The sequence below is a fragment of the Terrimonas rubra genome, assembly GCF_042686025.1.
Lineage (GTDB): Bacteria > Bacteroidota > Bacteroidia > Chitinophagales > Chitinophagaceae > Terrimonas > Terrimonas rubra.
Genome location: NZ_JBHUOZ010000003.1, coordinates 1,822,443 through 1,839,911 on the forward strand (window position 1 = coordinate 1,822,443; position 17,469 = coordinate 1,839,911).

At 43.8% G+C, this 17,469-nt stretch carries 11 protein-coding genes; 10 read left to right on the forward strand and 1 reads right to left on the reverse strand.

The genetic code is table 11. The features are described 5' to 3' along the window. Positions 1-37 precede the first annotated feature (37 nt). Positions 38-2,467, reverse strand: a complete 2,430-nt coding sequence (locus ACFS6H_RS16940; protein WP_386101676.1) for a TonB-dependent receptor domain-containing protein — start codon at positions 2,465-2,467, stop codon at positions 38-40. Between the two features lie 489 nt (positions 2,468-2,956). On the opposite strand from ACFS6H_RS16940, the gene ACFS6H_RS16945 reads away from it, so the two are divergent. The 10 genes from ACFS6H_RS16945 (at position 2,957) to ACFS6H_RS16990 (ending at position 17,446) form a co-directional block, all read left to right on the forward strand. Beyond that, a complete protein-coding gene (locus ACFS6H_RS16945; RefSeq protein ID WP_386101679.1) occupies positions 2,957-3,598 on the forward strand; it encodes an RNA polymerase sigma factor in 642 nt (213 codons plus the stop codon). Between the two features lie 15 nt (positions 3,599-3,613). Next, complete coding sequence (locus ACFS6H_RS16950) at positions 3,614-4,795, forward strand: FecR family protein (RefSeq protein WP_386101682.1); 1,182 nt, start codon at positions 3,614-3,616, stop codon at positions 4,793-4,795. Between the two features lie 185 nt (positions 4,796-4,980). Beyond that, the gene (locus ACFS6H_RS16955; protein WP_386101685.1) at positions 4,981-8,352 is read left to right on the forward strand and encodes a SusC/RagA family TonB-linked outer membrane protein; all 3,372 of its coding nucleotides are present in this window, start codon (positions 4,981-4,983) and stop codon (positions 8,350-8,352) included. Between the two features lie 20 nt (positions 8,353-8,372). Beyond that, on the forward strand, positions 8,373-9,965 hold the full coding sequence (locus ACFS6H_RS16960) for a SusD/RagB family nutrient-binding outer membrane lipoprotein (protein WP_386101688.1): 1,593 nt from the start codon (positions 8,373-8,375) through the stop codon (positions 9,963-9,965). Positions 9,966-10,000: 35 nt separating this feature from the next. After that, positions 10,001-11,146 (forward strand): BT_3987 domain-containing protein, encoded by a 1,146-nt coding sequence (locus tag ACFS6H_RS16965; protein WP_386101691.1) that lies wholly within the window; start codon positions 10,001-10,003, stop codon positions 11,144-11,146. A 55-nt stretch (positions 11,147-11,201) separates the two neighbouring features. Further along, a complete protein-coding gene (locus ACFS6H_RS16970) occupies positions 11,202-12,377 on the forward strand; it encodes a BT_3987 domain-containing protein (RefSeq protein ID WP_386101694.1) in 1,176 nt (391 codons plus the stop codon). Positions 12,378-12,456: 79 nt separating this feature from the next. Continuing rightward, positions 12,457-13,470, forward strand: coding sequence for a glycoside hydrolase family 18 (locus tag ACFS6H_RS16975; RefSeq protein WP_386101697.1), 1,014 nt, complete (start codon positions 12,457-12,459; stop codon positions 13,468-13,470). Between the two features lie 50 nt (positions 13,471-13,520). Beyond that, the gene (locus ACFS6H_RS16980) at positions 13,521-15,341 is read left to right on the forward strand and encodes a BT_3987 domain-containing protein (protein WP_386101700.1); all 1,821 of its coding nucleotides are present in this window, start codon (positions 13,521-13,523) and stop codon (positions 15,339-15,341) included. Positions 15,342-15,637: 296 nt separating this feature from the next. After that, entirely contained in the window at positions 15,638-16,216 is a 579-nt protein-coding gene (locus ACFS6H_RS16985) for an RNA polymerase sigma factor (RefSeq protein ID WP_386101703.1), read from the forward strand. A gap of 39 nt (positions 16,217-16,255) precedes the next feature. Beyond that, on the forward strand, positions 16,256-17,446 hold the full coding sequence (locus ACFS6H_RS16990) for a FecR domain-containing protein (protein WP_386101706.1): 1,191 nt from the start codon (positions 16,256-16,258) through the stop codon (positions 17,444-17,446). Positions 17,447-17,469 lie beyond the last annotated feature (23 nt).

Genomic DNA, 17,469 nt, shown 5'->3' on the forward strand with positions numbered 1-17,469 from the left:
TTTATTAAAAACATGATCTACAAGTTTAATTACTCATCTAAAATTTATAATTATAACCGATACGAATAACCTGTGTTTCATAATAATCACTGCTGATATAGGAAAAGCCATTTCCATTGATCCTCTTTTTAATGGTCATGGTATTCAACAAATCAGTAGCATTACAAAACAATTCTCCCCTTCCCTTCTGGATCGTTTTCTTTGCACCCATATCTAATGAAAATCGTGAGCCGATCCTTCCCTGGGGGATGATATCAGGCGCCAGGTAAATAGCAGTAACCTGGACATCCAGTTTTGCAGGAAGGTGAAATTTGTTGTTCAGCTTTACATTACCGGAAATTATTTGCTGACGCCCGGCAGAAAACTCATGTGGAACAGGATAGCGGTTTTGTACGGTAAAAGCGTTGATCTGATTACGATAAATATTGGCATTTACATCAGCGGAATACCAGGATTGAAAAGCCTGCGATACAACAAGTTCTGCACCGGTATTATAACTGCGGTTCACATTTTGAAATACGGCGTAAATAAGGTTGCTGCCGGGGACCATACCGGATATTCGCGTAATAGTGCCGTCTGAAAAACGGTGATAGGCTGCGGTATAAAAATAACCGGTTGACCAGTTTGTTTTATAGCCAAGCTCAAATGCATTGGTAAACTGCGGCCTGAGCGCAGGATTGCCCACTTTTATGATCTCCGCATCGTCATATTTAGGGAAAATACGAATATCCACTTCATTCGGCCTGTCTACCCGGCGATTATAAAAAGCAGAAATTTTGTTGCGGTCATTTATTTTATAGGCCAAACGAACATTGGGAAAAGGCTGCATATAATTGTAGCCATCACTTTGATAGGTATTATGACCAGGGTTTACATCATACTGCAGCCTGACGTATTCAATACGCAAACCAAGCTCCGCTTCCCATTGCTCATCCTCGAAAATATAGTTTCCATACAGGGCCGGGATCGTTTCCCGGTAGGTGGCCCAGCCGCCTGCATTTACATCCAGCGGGGAGTTAATGCCCGGTAAGAAATGCATATCTGTTGGTATTTTACGCAAGCGGAGTTTAACCCCTGTTTCAAACCGGCCATATTTCAGGGGTTTTACATAATCAGCGTTTATATCCATTACATGTTCATCCGACAGCAGCTTAAAACTGTCCTTCCCGGTATAAGTGGGCAATATATTGGTAAAGAAATATTTTTCATCTTCCCGGTGAAAAGTATAATTAACGCCCAGGTTGAATAAATGACCAGGCTGTTTAAACTTATGCTGGTAGGCAGCCGTTGCCATCACAGTGGTTTTTAACTCATCCTCTAAAAACTGCCAGAGGCGTAAACGTTCGGAATGGGTATTATTAAAAAAGGGCTGATCTCCCCTGTCAATTATTTTTTCCGTTCCAAACAAACCCGAAACTGTCAGGGTATTCTGTTTATTCAGCTGCCAGTCCACACCGGTTTTAGCAGTAAAAAAATTGGTATTCCTGTTTCTTTTTAATTGTTGCTGCACAATAGTGCCGTCGTCATAGGTCCTCGTTACAAATTCATTTTTATTCAAAGTCTGTGTGTACAGGTTATCTGCCTGTAAAAAAACATTGATATTTTTTTTACGATAGTTGAGCGAAAGAGAGGGATTAAATTTTGGTGTAGCCTGGTATTGAGGTCTTATATCAGGCAGGTTTTCCTTCCTTACCCATAATGCGCCTAGCCCTGTAGTCATGCCCAATTTACCGTTCCATCCCTCCTGCTTGTTTTTTTTCATGATAATATTGATGATACCTGCGTTGCCATTGGCATCATACTTTGAAGAAGGGTTATTGATGATCTCAATTTTCTCGATTGCCGAAGCCGGTAAATTATCCAGGCCTGCCTGGTTGCCAAATCCGGTTAAAGCAGTCTGCTTGCCATCAATTAAAACGGTGATCTTATCATTGCCCCGCAGTTGCACTTTACCTTCCTGGATGGTGATGCCTGGCAGGTTTTGCAGTGATTGTAAAACGGAGGCTCCGGCCTGGCTGATATTATCGGCCATCGAATAGGTCTTCTTATCCATTTTAGCAGCTATATCGCTGCCAGCGGCCGACCTTACTACCACTTCGCCCAATAATCCGGCATTCGGCTCCAGTTCAATGGTATGAATATCCAAAAAACCCGAAAGGCTACCCACATACAAATGCTGGTAGCCCGTTTTATAACCCGCACTGGAGATCTCCAGTAAATAGTTATCCGGTTTAATATTAAGCAGGGTAAATCTTCCTTCCTCATCGGTAACAGTACCCGTTACAAAAACACTGTCTTTTGCCTTTTTTAATCCAATATTTACATATGCCAATACATTGCCGGATGTTTTATCTTTAATTAAACCAGATACAGATACTGCGGTTTGCTGTGCATTTACTACGTTAGGCAAACTCCAAAAGACGAGAATACTCCAGACAAGAAAACTTACAGGTTTCGCTCTTAACATGTCCTTACTTCATTATTACAGGACAAAGCTGAGTAGAGATTTAGAAGAAATTTTGAATTTTACACTCCCCTATAAATTAAACTGATATTTAACATCTTCTTAAACACCGTACAACACGCATTTCCCCATCGCTAAACCGACCGCTTATGTACTTATGAAATTATAGTAACAGATAACACTTTAACCCTTTATAAAACACCGGTAAACAAATGACATATTTTTTGTTCGGGAAACAACTTTACACATACAAATTTGTTCAATAAGTAATATTAAATATTCAATATGTAATGTTTTTCACAACCGTTCAAACCCAGTATTGACAAGGGTTACAGGCATACGTACCGCATTTATACACTATTAAAAAAATTAATTATTTGGAAGTTAATACAATATGTATTTTAACATAACCAGTTAACAAAAATCAGGTTTCAATTCAATAATTAACATCTATCTTGCTTTCATTATTCTTACAGCAGGAATAATAAAAGTATGCAACCTACACCAACCGATAATATATCAGCGCTGTTCCTGGCTATTGCTGCGGGACATGAGCCATCCTTTACCACCCTGTATCACCAATACTATAGCCGCATATTTTCTACTGCACTGCAATATTGTAAGGTCAGAAGTCTTGCAGAAGATATAGTCCAGCAGGTTTTTTCCATTGTCTGGGAAAAAAGGGCTTCACTGGCCACCATTGAAAACGGCGAATCCTGGTTATGGACCGTTACCCGTAACCAGACCATGAACCTGTTGCGAAAAGAATCTTCCCGGCAAACTTATATCACCTATATCAAAGAACAGTTTGCCTATGAAGAAGCCTCACCGCTGCAGGAACTGCTTAATAAACAAAAGGGCGAAAGGATAGAACAGATCATCAACTCTTTATCCCCCCGCCAGCAGCAGGTTTATAAACTGAGCCGGAATGAAGGAATGACCTATGCCGAAATTGCCAGAACATTGGCGGTAAGCCCCGATACGGTAAAAGAATACATGGTGAACGCCTTGAAAACCATGCGAAAAATGCTTTTACAGCATAAGGACGAGATAATAATACTGGCAACCCTGATCTTTCTGAAACTTTTTTTATTGTCCATCCCCCCCTCTTTTTATTGGCAGGAATACATATAAATGAATGATTGAATTATGCGTAAAAACAGGTACACCTATTTGTTACAGGGCTGGCTTAACCAGCAATTATCCCCCGCAGAGGTGGATGAGTTTTTACTGGCATTACAGGATCAGGAGTTTCAAAATCTGATAGGCGATGATATGCTGCACTCCTTACAGAGCGGACAATTTGAGCACTTTGAAACAAAGGAAGAAAAAGCAAAAGCCCTCGCACTTTTAATGTCAGGGATTCACCAATCCCAGGCATCATCACCTGCAAAAGTTATGAAGCTGGTATGGTTAAAAAGATTAACCGCCGCGGCTGTACTCACGGGCCTGTGTATTACCGGGTATTTCATTTTTACCAAACCCGAAAAAAACATACCGGTTATTGTACAGGAAAAGATAGAGTACCCGGTTACCAACCAGGCGGTGATCACCCTGCCCGACGGTACCCAACTGCGCATAGATACCATCAGCACATTAGTAACACTTGCCCAATACGGTATACAGATAGAAAGAGCTCCGGGCGGGGAATTATTATACAAAAGTATTACCGGCAACGAGGCTGTTAGTGCACTTCCCATAAAAATTGATAATCCCAGGGGCAGCACTCCGCTTCATGTACAACTCACCGATGGTTCACATGTATGGTTAAATGCCCAGTCAACCATTACCTACCCCGTCATTTTTGCAGCCGGTAAAAGAGAGGTCAATGTTTCGGGCGAAGCCTATTTTGAAGTAACCAGGGACCCCGCAAAAAAATTTATTGTAAAGACCGCTGCACTGACAACCGAAGTGCTGGGTACCCATTTTGATGTAAAAGCTTATGAAGATGAGCCTACTTCAAAAGTTACTTTATTGGAAGGTTCCGTAAAAGTATCTGCTGCTCAGCCGGCCGGCGAAAATATAATGCGCCCTGGTCAGCAGGCTGTTGTAAACGGCCAGGATATAGCCATTATCCCTGCCGATCTGCAGGAAGCCATGGCCTGGAAGAACGATTTATTAAGTTTTAACGGCGCCGGCATCAGAACGATCATGCTGGAAATAAGCCGCTGGTATGATGTTGATGTAGTTTACACAGGCAATACGCCGGATAAAAAATTTTCAGGTTATATCAGCCGACAGACATCTTTAGATGACCTGCTGAAGATCATTAAACAAAGCGGCTTCAACCTGAGAACGGAAGGAAGAACCATCTATGTATTACCCAATTAATTACTAACTATAAAACGATTGCTATGAGATATACCTGCATTACCATACCCGATACTTAACGTTTTACTGTTTACCTATATAACAACTACACCCCGGAGTCTAGGCCGGGGTGTATAAAAGTTATGGTAAACAATAAAAACAAATGCTGAGGTTGCTCTATTATTCACTCAAAACCTATCAAAATTATGCATTTAACGGCTATCCCGGCCTTAAAGTTTAACCAAATTAAAGGTCTTTTTAAAGTACTGCTCATTATGAAGATCATGTTGCTGCTTATGCTGGCTTTTGTCGCGCAGGCTTTTGCAGCGGGTAATGCCCAGGTAGTTACACTATCAGAAAACAATACCTCGCCTAAATCTGTGCTGACAAAGATTGAATCGCAGACCGGTTATTATTTCTGGTATGAAAATACCCTTATCAACAAAATCGGCCCTATTTCCGTGAAGTTTAAAAAACTTCCGTTGAAAGACGCGTTGGACCTTTGTTTTACTGATCAGCCGGTAACTTATGAGATCATCAACAAGACGATCTTACTAAAGTTCAACCCGATTACTATTTTCCGGGAAGTGACCGGTGTGATAAAAGACTCCAGCGGTAACCTTTTAGAAGGAGCCACCATTGTAATTAAAGGCACAAAAAAACAGGTGGTCAGCAATACTGATGGCCGCTTTTCTATCAACGCTGAAGACGGGGATATACTGGTCATCTCCTATGTCGGTTATGCCTCAAAAGAGGTGCTCATCAATACCGGGCAAACCGAAATGGATATTGTATTGCAAAAGAACGCCCGTGAAAATGAAAATATAGTGGTAACTGCCCTTGGCATAAAACGCCAGGAAAAGGCCCTGAGTTATAATCTTCAACGCGTGTCCGGCGATGAACTAACGCGTAATAAAGATGCGAATTTTGTGAACGGCCTGGTGGGCAAAATAGCGGGTGTAACCATTAACTCAAGCTCGGCGGGCATCGGTGGCGGCACCCGCGTAGTGATGCGTGGTCCCAAATCCATATCCAATAACAACAATGCACTGTACGTCATTGATGGCATACCGGTACTGAATACAACTGATCTGAGTTTAAACGGGCCGGCCGGTCAAATGGATAATATTTTTTCCGGTAATACTGCCAGCGATATCGTTTCACTGATCGACCCGGAAAATATAGAGAGCATTTCCACCCTTACAGGAGCTGCTGCAGCTGCTTTATATGGCAGCCAGGGACAAAACGGGGTCATACTCATTACAACCAAATCGGGCAAGGCCGGAAAAACTTCGCTGGGCTTGTCCAATAATACGGCCTACTTCACTCCCCTGGTAATGCCCGAGTTCCAGAATAGTTACGGACAAACAGAGGAAGGAAGTTATGCCAGCTGGGGAGCAAAACTCAAAACCCCTTCTACTTACAAGCCAAAAGATTTTTTTCAAACAGGTAATAACACAACAGTAGGACTTACCCTATCTACCGGCACGGAGAAAAATCAAACATTTTTATCAGGGTCGATGGTAAAGGCCAATGGTATTATACCTAACAATACACTTACCAGGTACAATTTTAACGGCCGTAATACCACCAAACTCTTACAGGATAAACTTACGTTGGATTTAAACACTACATATATGTACCAGCAGGAACGGAATATGGTTGCCCAGGGTTTGTATCACAATCCACTGGTACCTATTTACCTGTTCCCGCCCGGCGGTAATATAGAGGAGTTTAAGGTATTTGAACGTTATAACCCAAGCAGGCTTTTTCCTACACAATACTGGCCCTATATGGGCGACCAGTTCCGTACTGAGAATCCCTGGTGGATCATCAACCGCGAACCAACGTTGAATACAACCCGCCGTTTACTAATAGGCGCTTCTTTAAAATATGATGTATTGAACTGGCTGAACCTTACTGCCCGGGGTAAGATGGACAGAGTAGAACTATCAAACGATACCCGGCGATATGCCAGTACCGACAGGCTGTTCTCGGGTTACGGAGGCCAGTTTAATTTTGATCAGACCAATGCCGAAGTATTATATGGCGACCTGTTTGCCAATATCAATAAACGTTTTGGCGATTATGCATTGGATGCCCATATTGGTGGACAGCGCACAGAATCTTCTTCGCGGTATATATCCGGCGGTGGCGGTATAAACGAAGGTTCTCCCCCTAATATATTTACTACCGATAATATTTCTACCGCTTCCGGTAACCAGGGTGCGGGCAATGCCCGGCAACCGCAGCGCACCAGCTTTCAATCGGCTATAGCAAGTGCAAACGTTTCTTATAAAAACATGTTCTTCCTTGACGGTGGGTACCGTATTGACTGGTATTCGCAGTTATATTTCAATGACAAGTCTACACTATACCTGGCTTACCCCTCGGCAGGCGCATCTGTTATTGTAAGTGAGTTGCTTCATTTACAATCACCGGTACTCTCCTTTGCCAAAATAAGGGCCAACTATTCACAGGTAGGTAACCCACCACGTATATATGATGGTGGTCCACAGGTATTCAACCTGAATAACGGCAATATTGACCAGGGCTCACTGCTGCACCTGCCGCTGGAACCCGAACGTACCAAATCCTGGGAAGCCGGTATCAATCTTAAATTTTTTGACAATAAAATAAACCTGGACGCTACACTTTATAATACCGATACCTATAACCAGATATTCAGGGTAACACAATCTGTTACCAGCGGCGGTAACAGTACATTCCTCATCAATGCGGGACAGGTAAATAACAAGGGTATAGAAGCGGCGCTGGGCTACAATGGAATGATCGGGCCTTTACAATGGCAATCGAATGCTGTATTCACCCTTAATAAAAACACCATAAAAAAACTGTATGCCGCGCCTGGTCCGGACGGGAAAACCCTGATCGATGTTGATACCGTGATTACCAACGGTACTTCGGCCAGTTATTCGCAAAGAGCCGCAGTAGGCGGTAATTTAAGCGCTATCTATACCAGTGCACAGTTGTTCCGCGACCAGAATGGTTATATCATGCTTAACCCCGGCGTTAGTATTGACGACAAGCATTATATCTACGCCGGAAATGCGGATCCCAAATACACCATCGGGTGGAATAACGGCTTTTCCTATAAAAACTTCAGCCTTAACTTCCTGGTATTTGCCCGTGTAGGTGGTGTAGGCGTATCGGCCACACAGGCCATGATGGATGCCTATGGCGTATCGCAAATTACCGCAGAAGCCAGGGACAGGGGTTATGTGCCGTTAAACGGATCGGAATATAAAGATGTAAGACAATACTATACACAAATGGGCAGCGGGATCGGCGGAGCATTAAGCCACTATGTATACAGCGCTACCAATGTAAGATTAAGAGAGCTGTCACTGGGATATACTATTCCCGGTAAACTGTTACACAATGTTGTGAAAAGCCTTAGAGTAGCGCTTACCGGTAACAACCTCTTTATGTTTTATAACAAAGCCCCCTTTGATCCGGAAAGCACGGCTTCAACCGGTACCTATTACCAGGGTTTTGACTATTTCAGGCAGCCCAGTTTACGCAGCTTCGGGTTTAGCATTAACGCACAGTTTTAGAACAACAAATAATTTTTGATATGCATTATTTAAAAAATAACAAACGAACCGGCTGGTTATGGATAATTATCATTATCCTGCTTAGCTCCTGTACCAAGGGTTTTAAAGACATGAATACCAATCCTAATGCGTTACCCGGCGACCGCCTCAACTGGGATAATGTATACCTGGGTGGCTTTTTTAAACAGATGGGAGAAAATGTCATTCCCCTTGGCATCAACGATTACCAGGTAGTACAAAACCTGGCAGGTGATATATTTGGCGGCTACAACGGGCAAACGCATAACTGGAACGCAGCCGGTGATAATACCACTTATAACTTCAGCATCGGCTGGAACGGCGCTGCATACAATATTTTTTATTCCCGTATCATTAAGAACTATGATACCATCAGTAAATACTCGGCCAATAATCCTGATATTATTGCCGTAGCCAGGATCATTAAAGTAGCTGCCGCCCATCGCATGGTGGATATGTACGGCCCTGTGCCCTACTTTAAAACCCAGGGTTCGCTGGGTTCAGGTGCAGTATATGATCCTATGGACAGTATTTATTTTTCTTTCTTTAAAGACATTGATTCAGCTACCACTACATTAAAGAAATATATAAGCCTCGGGGTGAATACACTCAAAAACTTTGACCCCATTTACCGGGGCAATTACCGCCAGTGGGTGCAGTTTGCCAATGCGCTTAAGTTACGCCTGGCCATGCGTATCGTTTATGCAGAGCCGGAAAAAGCCAGGGGTTATGCCGAAGCGGCTGTAAGTGATCCTGCATTTCTCATCACCACCAAGGGCGATAATGCCACGCTGCAGGGAACAGAGGGTGTTACCTATACCAACCCGCTGTGGGGCGTTACCGATGCATACCAGGAAGCACGTATGAGTGCGAACATGGAATCTTTCCTCATGGGTTACGCCGATCCGCGGCTGCCTGCATACTTCCAGCCGTCAAAAATTGCCGGAGATCCCAGTGGTGTATATCGTGGTATCAGGAGCGGCAGCATCATTGCGGACGGTCTCCGCTACCAGCCCTTTTCCATGTTACAATACAATTATAACCTGGTATGGATGTCGGCGGCGGAAGTCAGTTTTTTACGGGCCGAAGGAGCATTACGCGGCTGGAATATGGGAGGCACGGCACAACAGTTTTACGAAGCGGGCATCACTGCCTCTTTTGATCAGTGGGGTGTAAGCGGTGCAGCAGCATATATAGCCAACAGCACCAATAAACCACGGGCCTATACCGACCCGGTAAACGGTACTAACAATGTTGCGGCCGGTGATCCCATTTTAAGTACTATCACTATCAAATGGGACGAGGCCGGCAGTTTTGAAAAAAACCTGGAACAGGTGATCACGCAGAAATGGATCGCCATGTACCCGAACGGACAGGAAGCCTGGAGCGAATTCAGGCGTACCGGCTACCCAAAGATTTTTCCCATCAAATCCAACAAGGGTAATGACCCGCGTTTAAACACTATCCAGGTAAAACGCCTGCCCTACCCTGCCAGCGAATACCAGAACAATAATATCAATGTGATCAGGGGTGTTACCCTGTTGGGAGGAACCGACCTGGGAGGAACCAAACTCTGGTGGGATAAAAAACCCTGATGTCAGCGATAATAACCAGTTAAAATTTTATGCAAATGAAAAATATCATTCGCTTCCTCTCTTTACTAACCTTGTTTATACTATATATAAACTGCAATAAAAGCACCGGCTTTACCAATAGTGTATTTATTGCTGAAGCGGTAGCTTCTAAAATTGTTCCGTTAAAAATAGAGAACGGGGTTGGAACGGGCAACCTTACCATTTCATCGGCCCATACCGTGAACGGGAATGTGAAGGTGGACTTTGCTGTACAGGGCGCCGATTATTTAAATGAATATAATACGGTGAACAATACAAGTTATAGTTTACTATCCGATTCGGCCTATACCTTATCCGCCTCATCGGTAACTATCCCCACCGGCAATGCACTGTCAAATGTATTGACGGTTTCCGTAGATGTAACCAAATGGAGCGCTTATCAAACAGGTAAGCTTTATGTGATACCGGTAAAAATTGTCAGGGCTAATAACGGCATCGCAACCATTAGTGGCGCCGATATAGCATTGATCCAGCTGAATGCGGTTCTTAATTTGACCGCTGCTCAGCTTGGACGTTCGACATCCACCAATTGGGGTGATGGGTTTAAAACTCCCGCAACAATTTTAACCAACCCGGCTACCGGTGGTCCTCTCACTGCCTATACAATTGAAGGGCGGTTTATGTGTGCCGGCATATTTGATGGAGACGGTAACAGGTGGGCCAATATACTATTCTCAGATCCTACCGCATTCTTTCATATAGTTTCCGACGGAAAATTGCAACCAAACAGCGGGCCGCTAAGTTCCCTGGTACAAAAACTTACACTCGGGCAATGGTATCATTTTGCCATGGTTCATCAGGCAGGAAGCCGCACCTACTATATTGACGGCTCACCCCTACTCACCGTCACCTATACTCCAGCTACCGGTATGGGTTCGTTTGGTGGCAGCTCGGGCACAGCAAAATTGACGCTTGGCGAATACAGGATATGGAAAACAGCCAGGAACCGCAACCAGATCAACAACTTTATGTGTGCTGTTGATTCAACTGACAAAGACCTGGTTGCTTACTGGCCACTCAATCCGGATAGACCCGGTGGTGTGTTAAGAGATGCCAGCGGCAACAATAATCATCTTACACTGGGTTCGGAGAATCCGTCAAAGATCACACCTATTCCTGGTGTTAAATGTCCGGGGAACTAGATATCCTGATCATAATTTAAACCAATGATGGATGCTCGAAAATAAAAAATTAATTATGAAGCAATCTATAAAACGTATGAGAAAAAATAGCATTTTCTTCCTCCCTTTAATGATGTTGTTTATACTACATATAAATTGCAATAAGAGTACCGGCTTTACCAATAGTGTATTTATTGCTGAAGCGGTATCTTCTAAAATTGTTCCGTTAAAAATAGAGAACGGGGTTGGAACCGGCAATCTTACCATTTCATCGGCCTATACCGTGAACGGGAATGTGAAGGTGGACTTTGCTGTACAGGGCGCCGATTATTTAAATGAATATAATACGGTGAACAATACAAGTTATAGTTTACTATCCGATTCGGCCTATACCTTATCCGCCTCATCGGTAACTATCCCCACCGGCAATGCACTGTCAAATGTATTGACGGTTTCCGTAGATGTAACCAAATGGAGCGCTTATCAAACAGGTAAGCTTTATGTGATACCGGTAAAAATTGTGAGGGCCGATAACGGCATCGCAACCATTGGGGGTGCCGATATAGCATTGATCCAGCTGAATGCGGTTATTAACCTCACTACCGCACAAATTGGCAATTCCCCCGGCAAAAGGTGGAGTGATGGCTTTAATGTGCCGGCATCCGTATTTACTGACGCGGCTACCGGCGGGCCTCATAATACCTATACCCTGGAGGGCCGTTTTATGTGTGCCGGCATATTTGACGGGAACGGTGAAGGTAATATGTGGCAGAACGTTGTTTTTGCAGAGCCCGCTACCTGGTTCCATTTTGTTTCCGACGGAAAATTGCAACCAAACAGCGGGCCCGTAAGTTCCCTGGTACAAAAACTTACACTCGGGCAATGGTATCATTTTGCTATTGTTCATAATGCGGGAAGTATTACCTATTATATTAATGGTACGCCGATGCTGACAAGCAGCTATGCACCGCGTACAGGAACAGGTGATTTTGGCCACAGTTCCGGCTCTGCAAAACTAACCCTTGCGGAATACAGGGTTTGGAGAACAGCAAGAAGCCGTAACCAGATCAACAATTTCATGTGTGCAGTTGATTCCACCGACAAGGACCTGGTTGCTTACTGGCCGCTCAATCCTAATGCACCGGGCGGCGTACTGAGAGATGTGAGCGGGAACAATAATCACCTGACCCTGGGCACCGATAACCTGTCCAAGATTACACCTGTGTCCGGTGTAAGATGTCCGGGGAACTAGATACCCCCGTAATAAATTAAAACGATTACTACTGCTGCAGCCGGTTAAAACGAGCTGTATGAAAAATAAAAAATTAATTATGAAACAGTCAATAATTTGTATTTGTATGGGGTTAGGTATAGTTGCATTACTGGCATCCTGCAGTAAGCAAAATATTCCGGAACCACTCAATTTTAAGGAGTTGAACCCTATTGTTGGCAGCGAGGAGTATTATGCCGCCCTACGGGCCTATAAAAAAAGCGATCATGCTGTTTGTTTCGGATGGTGGGGCCGAAGCGGTGTAAAAGACTTTCCCCCTGATATGGCTTTCCGTTATGAGGGCCTGCCGGATAGTATGGATATAGTAAGCTTATGGGGCGGCATTCCTTTTCCGGGTACTCCGGTCTGGGACGAAATGCAATCGGTACGTAAAAGGAAGGGAACAAAATTTGTGTGGTGTATGTTCGGCTCAGGCACCGAACAGCTTTTACGTAAGAACTTCCCCCAACTTGCCCAGCGGGATTTACTGGCCGCTATTGACAGTCTGGCCATATCCATGAACGATACCATAAAAAAATACCAGATTGACGGCTTTGACCTGGATTATGAACCCAATTTTGGGGATCCAAGCATTTTTGGTGATCAGAACAGCAATGGCAGCGTTACCAACGACCCTCATACACAGCGTTTATTTAAAGCACTTTCCCAATATATGGGCCCCATGTCGGGTACAGATAACATACTGATGATCGACGGGCAATTTGACCGGGGTATTGAGCCTTATGTGAATTACCTGGCCCAGCAGGCTTATGGTTCAACCACTGCTGCACAACTTCAGAGCAGGCTTAATACCTATGGAGGGGGCGTATTACCTGCTAAAAAATTTATTGTAACTGAAAATATGCAGCAGTATGGCCCCAGCGGAACTTCGTTCGTGTACAATGGAACAAATGTCGGGTCGGTACTGGGTATGGCTTACTGGAATGCAACCCAGGGAAGAAAAGGCGGCTTTGGAGCATATATCATAGAAACAGATGCGCTTTCTAATCCTACACAGGGATATTATTATTACCTGAGAAGAGGCATCCAGATCCAGAACCCTGTACCCTATTGATACCTGCAATAAACAGATTTTATAAAAGCACCACAATCAAAACTTTTTTTATGATCATAATCAAACTACGCCATTTTTACCGGCTTTATATAATGGCATCGATCACTATATTATTTGTATGCTGCAACAAAAACGATGAACTGAATACCAAAGAGGTATTGGTGTATGCCCCGGCGGGAACAGCTGCTTATAATATCAGTGCCGGTAATATTGCCGTACTGCGCAACGAATCAGTGGCAGGCTCCGGCCTTTCTTTCCCGGTATTACTTACCCGCAGTTTTGAAAAAGAAGTGCAGGTAACCGCTGTGATTGATACAAGCCTGCTGGCGGTGTATGACAGCATTAATAAAGTGACATCCCCCAGGTTTAAAATTTCGGCTTTTAAACTGGCCGACCAAACGGTAACGATCAGGCAGGGACAGACTTCATCCTCCGACTCGGTTCGGCTGGTGCTGGCTGATACAGTGGGACTGGACCTTACAAAAACCTATATTGTGCCAGTAAGGCTTACCGCTTCTTCGCAAAACATACCGGTGAGCAATACCCGCCAGGTAATGTATTTACGCACCGGGATTGTGAAAATAACCAGCAGGGTATCCACCGGGCTGCTTTCGCAACAGGTAGGGTTTACTGCTGGTTTTAAGGCCAGCCCGGTAATCGGGTTCCCGGTATTGATCAACGCTGCCATTGCAAAAAATGTAACCATAACAGCCATAGATGATGCCAGCCTGGTAGCGGCTTATAATTCAGCTAATGGCACCAGCTATAGTGTACTGCCTGCAGGCTCCTATACTTTTGTGAAAAACAGTGCAACGATCAATGCAGGCACTACCACCTCGGCCGATAGTATAAAAGTGCAGGTGCCTGACCTGAGCATACTTACTGCCGGCACCGGCTATTTGCTGCCGGTCAAAATAAAAGACGAGGGCGAAATTGCCCCGGCTACTACCAATAATGTGAAATACATTCTTATTACACCACGGCTGGCGCTGGCTGCTATACCGGCATCAGGCTCCAACGTCATCAATATTGCTTTCATCAAGCCGCCAACGGGGAATATTACCGGCCCGGCCCAAACCGGTTTTGGTGCGGCATTAAATTATGTGCTCAATACGGCGGTGCAGGTAGGTGTTAATTATGATGCCAGCCTGGTTGACAGCTACAACGCTGCCAATGGTACCAGTTATATCGCTTTTCCCGCAGGCAGTTTTACGGTTTCAAAAGATAATGTAACGATTGCGGCCGGGGCTACTACATCGGCTACAGATAGTTTCCGGGTTCAGTTTTCCAATTACAATTCATTTTCAGTAGGCAGTACTTATTTATTACCATTAACCATTAAGAGTGGCGGTAATGTAGATGCAGGTACCAATAAGCATGTATATATACGGGTTACAGTGAGTGTGCAAAATATAGATCCTTCCAATACCGGCCTCACGGGTACTACAATAAGCCGCGCAGGATGGAGTGTTACTACCAGCGGAAGCTATCCCGGTAATGATGTATCAAGAGTGCTGGATGGAAACAATAGCACTGCCTGGGACTCTGATGGAAACCTTCCTGCCTGGGTACAACTGGATATGGGAACAGCCAAAACAGTAAAAGGATTTCCCATAGTACCGAGCTACGAATATGGCCGGGTGGATAATTTCCTGCAAATGGAAGTATTGTCCAGTAACGATGGGATTACCTGGACTTCGCAGGGAACCTATAATGGCACGACCACCAGTTCCGGCTCTTCTCCGGCCAACCCCGATATTAAAACAGTTAAATTCTTCCAGCCGGTTACGGCCAGGTATTTCAAATTTAGTATTACCAAAACCACTGACGGACGTTATGCAGGCATGGGAGAACTGAATGCGGTGGAATAATATTTCTCATCATCATAGCAAGTGTGTTTTAGTCCGTGGGTGAGCCTGTGTCTACAGGATCCCCACGTATGGCATAGCAGTTTGCCATCTTTAACAGTTAGGGCGGCTTCGGCCGCCTTTTTTAATTACCCTGTTAAATGCCATTTATATATATTCTAAATTAATAATATTATAAGTTGCCGTAGCAGCGAAACCTATATTCAGCAAAATATCCTCCGCGTATTTTCCGGCAGACAACAATGTTTTGTTATTTAAATTAAAAAAATCTACTTTGCGTTACGCTGTTTTGCTAAACCATGACTGAAAAACTGATTGCTCAATTCAATAAGGGGAGATCGGAAGCCTTTACCTTAATTTATAGAAAGTTCCAGCCAAAAGTATTCTTCCTTGTTCAACAATATATTGCTGATACCGCACAGGCGGAAGATATTGTAACGGAAACCTTTCTTAAATTATGGAATAACCGCAGTTACCTGGATACGGAAAAAAGAATATCCGGCTTTTTGCATGTAGCCGCACGCAATGCCTGTATTGATAATTTAAGGGCATCAAAAAAAGAAACACAAAAACTACAGGAACTGCTAAGGATACAACAGGAAGATTTTCGCGAAAACAGTTATGATGAAATAAAAGCGGAAGTAATAAGCCTGATCCACAAAGAGATTGATGCGCTCCCTCCCAAAATAAAAGAAGTTTTTAAGCTGGCCTATATTGACGGCATGAGTAATGAAGCCATAGCCGCATTATTAGGTATCCGTAACCAGTCCGTCCGCAACCATAAAACAAGAGCCGTTGCGCTGTTAAAACTATCCTTATCGGGAAAAAAGGATTTATTATTACTTTTTTTTCTGATTGCTGAGTACAAAATCGCCTGATCCACGTCTTTATATGGTTACACCATAAAAAATTCTCCCGTGGAGCCATATCACTATATAGCTGAGCTGATCATTAAACAACTTAAGGGAACCCTTGAAAAAGAGGAAGCCCTTTTCCTGCAGCGATGGCTGGAAGAAGATATAAGTCATAAAAAATTATACGCGGAGCTAACGGATCCGGAACAGTTAGGACCTATTGTACAGGCTTCTTATGCCTCGAAAGAACGGGTAGAAGAAAGAATTAAAAAAAGTATTACTAACAACACATTGCGCCCGGTAAAAGGGTTAAACAGGAAATATTGGTTAGCAGCCGCTTCCCTGATTATGGTGGTGGGGCTGGGCGGCTTACTGATACTACGTAATAGCCTGAGAACTAAAACGCACCCGGACGAAAGCAGCCAGATAGCCGGTATCAGTACTCCCCTTTCAGGCAAACCGGTTCTCCGGATGGCCAACGGAGAACTGGTATCACTTGACACTTTACAGGGCAGTACATTGATCCCCGCTGATAATGTACAACTGCTTAAAGGAGCCAACGGCGAATTAATTTATCAAACCAGTTCCGGAGAAAATATAAAGGCATTACAGCATAATACCTTATTTAATCCCCGGGGAAGTGCGGCCTTCAGTATCACCCTGTCTGACGGTACAAAAATATGGTTGAATGCGGGGTCTTCAGTTTCTTACCCGGTAATATTCCCGGCAAATGAACGCCGTGTAACGATTGACGGGGAAGCCTATTTTGAAGTAGCCCATAACGCGGCAAAACCTTTTATCGTTACTAAAGGCAACCTGGATATTAAAGTACTGGGCACAAAATTTAATGTAAACGCTTATGCTAATGAAGCCGGTATTAATACGGCTTTAGTAGAGGGTTCGGTAAAGGTTTCCAATAGTGCTCACTCAGTCACCCTTACGCCGGGCCTGCAGGCAATAGCTGCCAACAGAGACGGGGCATTGACTATTTCAAAAGCCGATCTTGCCAAGACCCTGAACTGGAAAAGTGATTTTTTCAGGTTTGACCTGTTTAGTTTTCCCGAAATAATAAAACAACTGGAACGCTGGTATGATATAGATATAACGGTTGAGCATGTGGACACAAAAGATATTAATATTTCCGGGGACATGAACCGGAATACCAGTTTATCCAGTGTGATTAAAATACTGGAATATTCAGGATTGCATTGCCAGTTAATGCCAAACCGGAAACTAACGATATCCAAAAAATAATAATATGTAAAAAGAAACGGCAG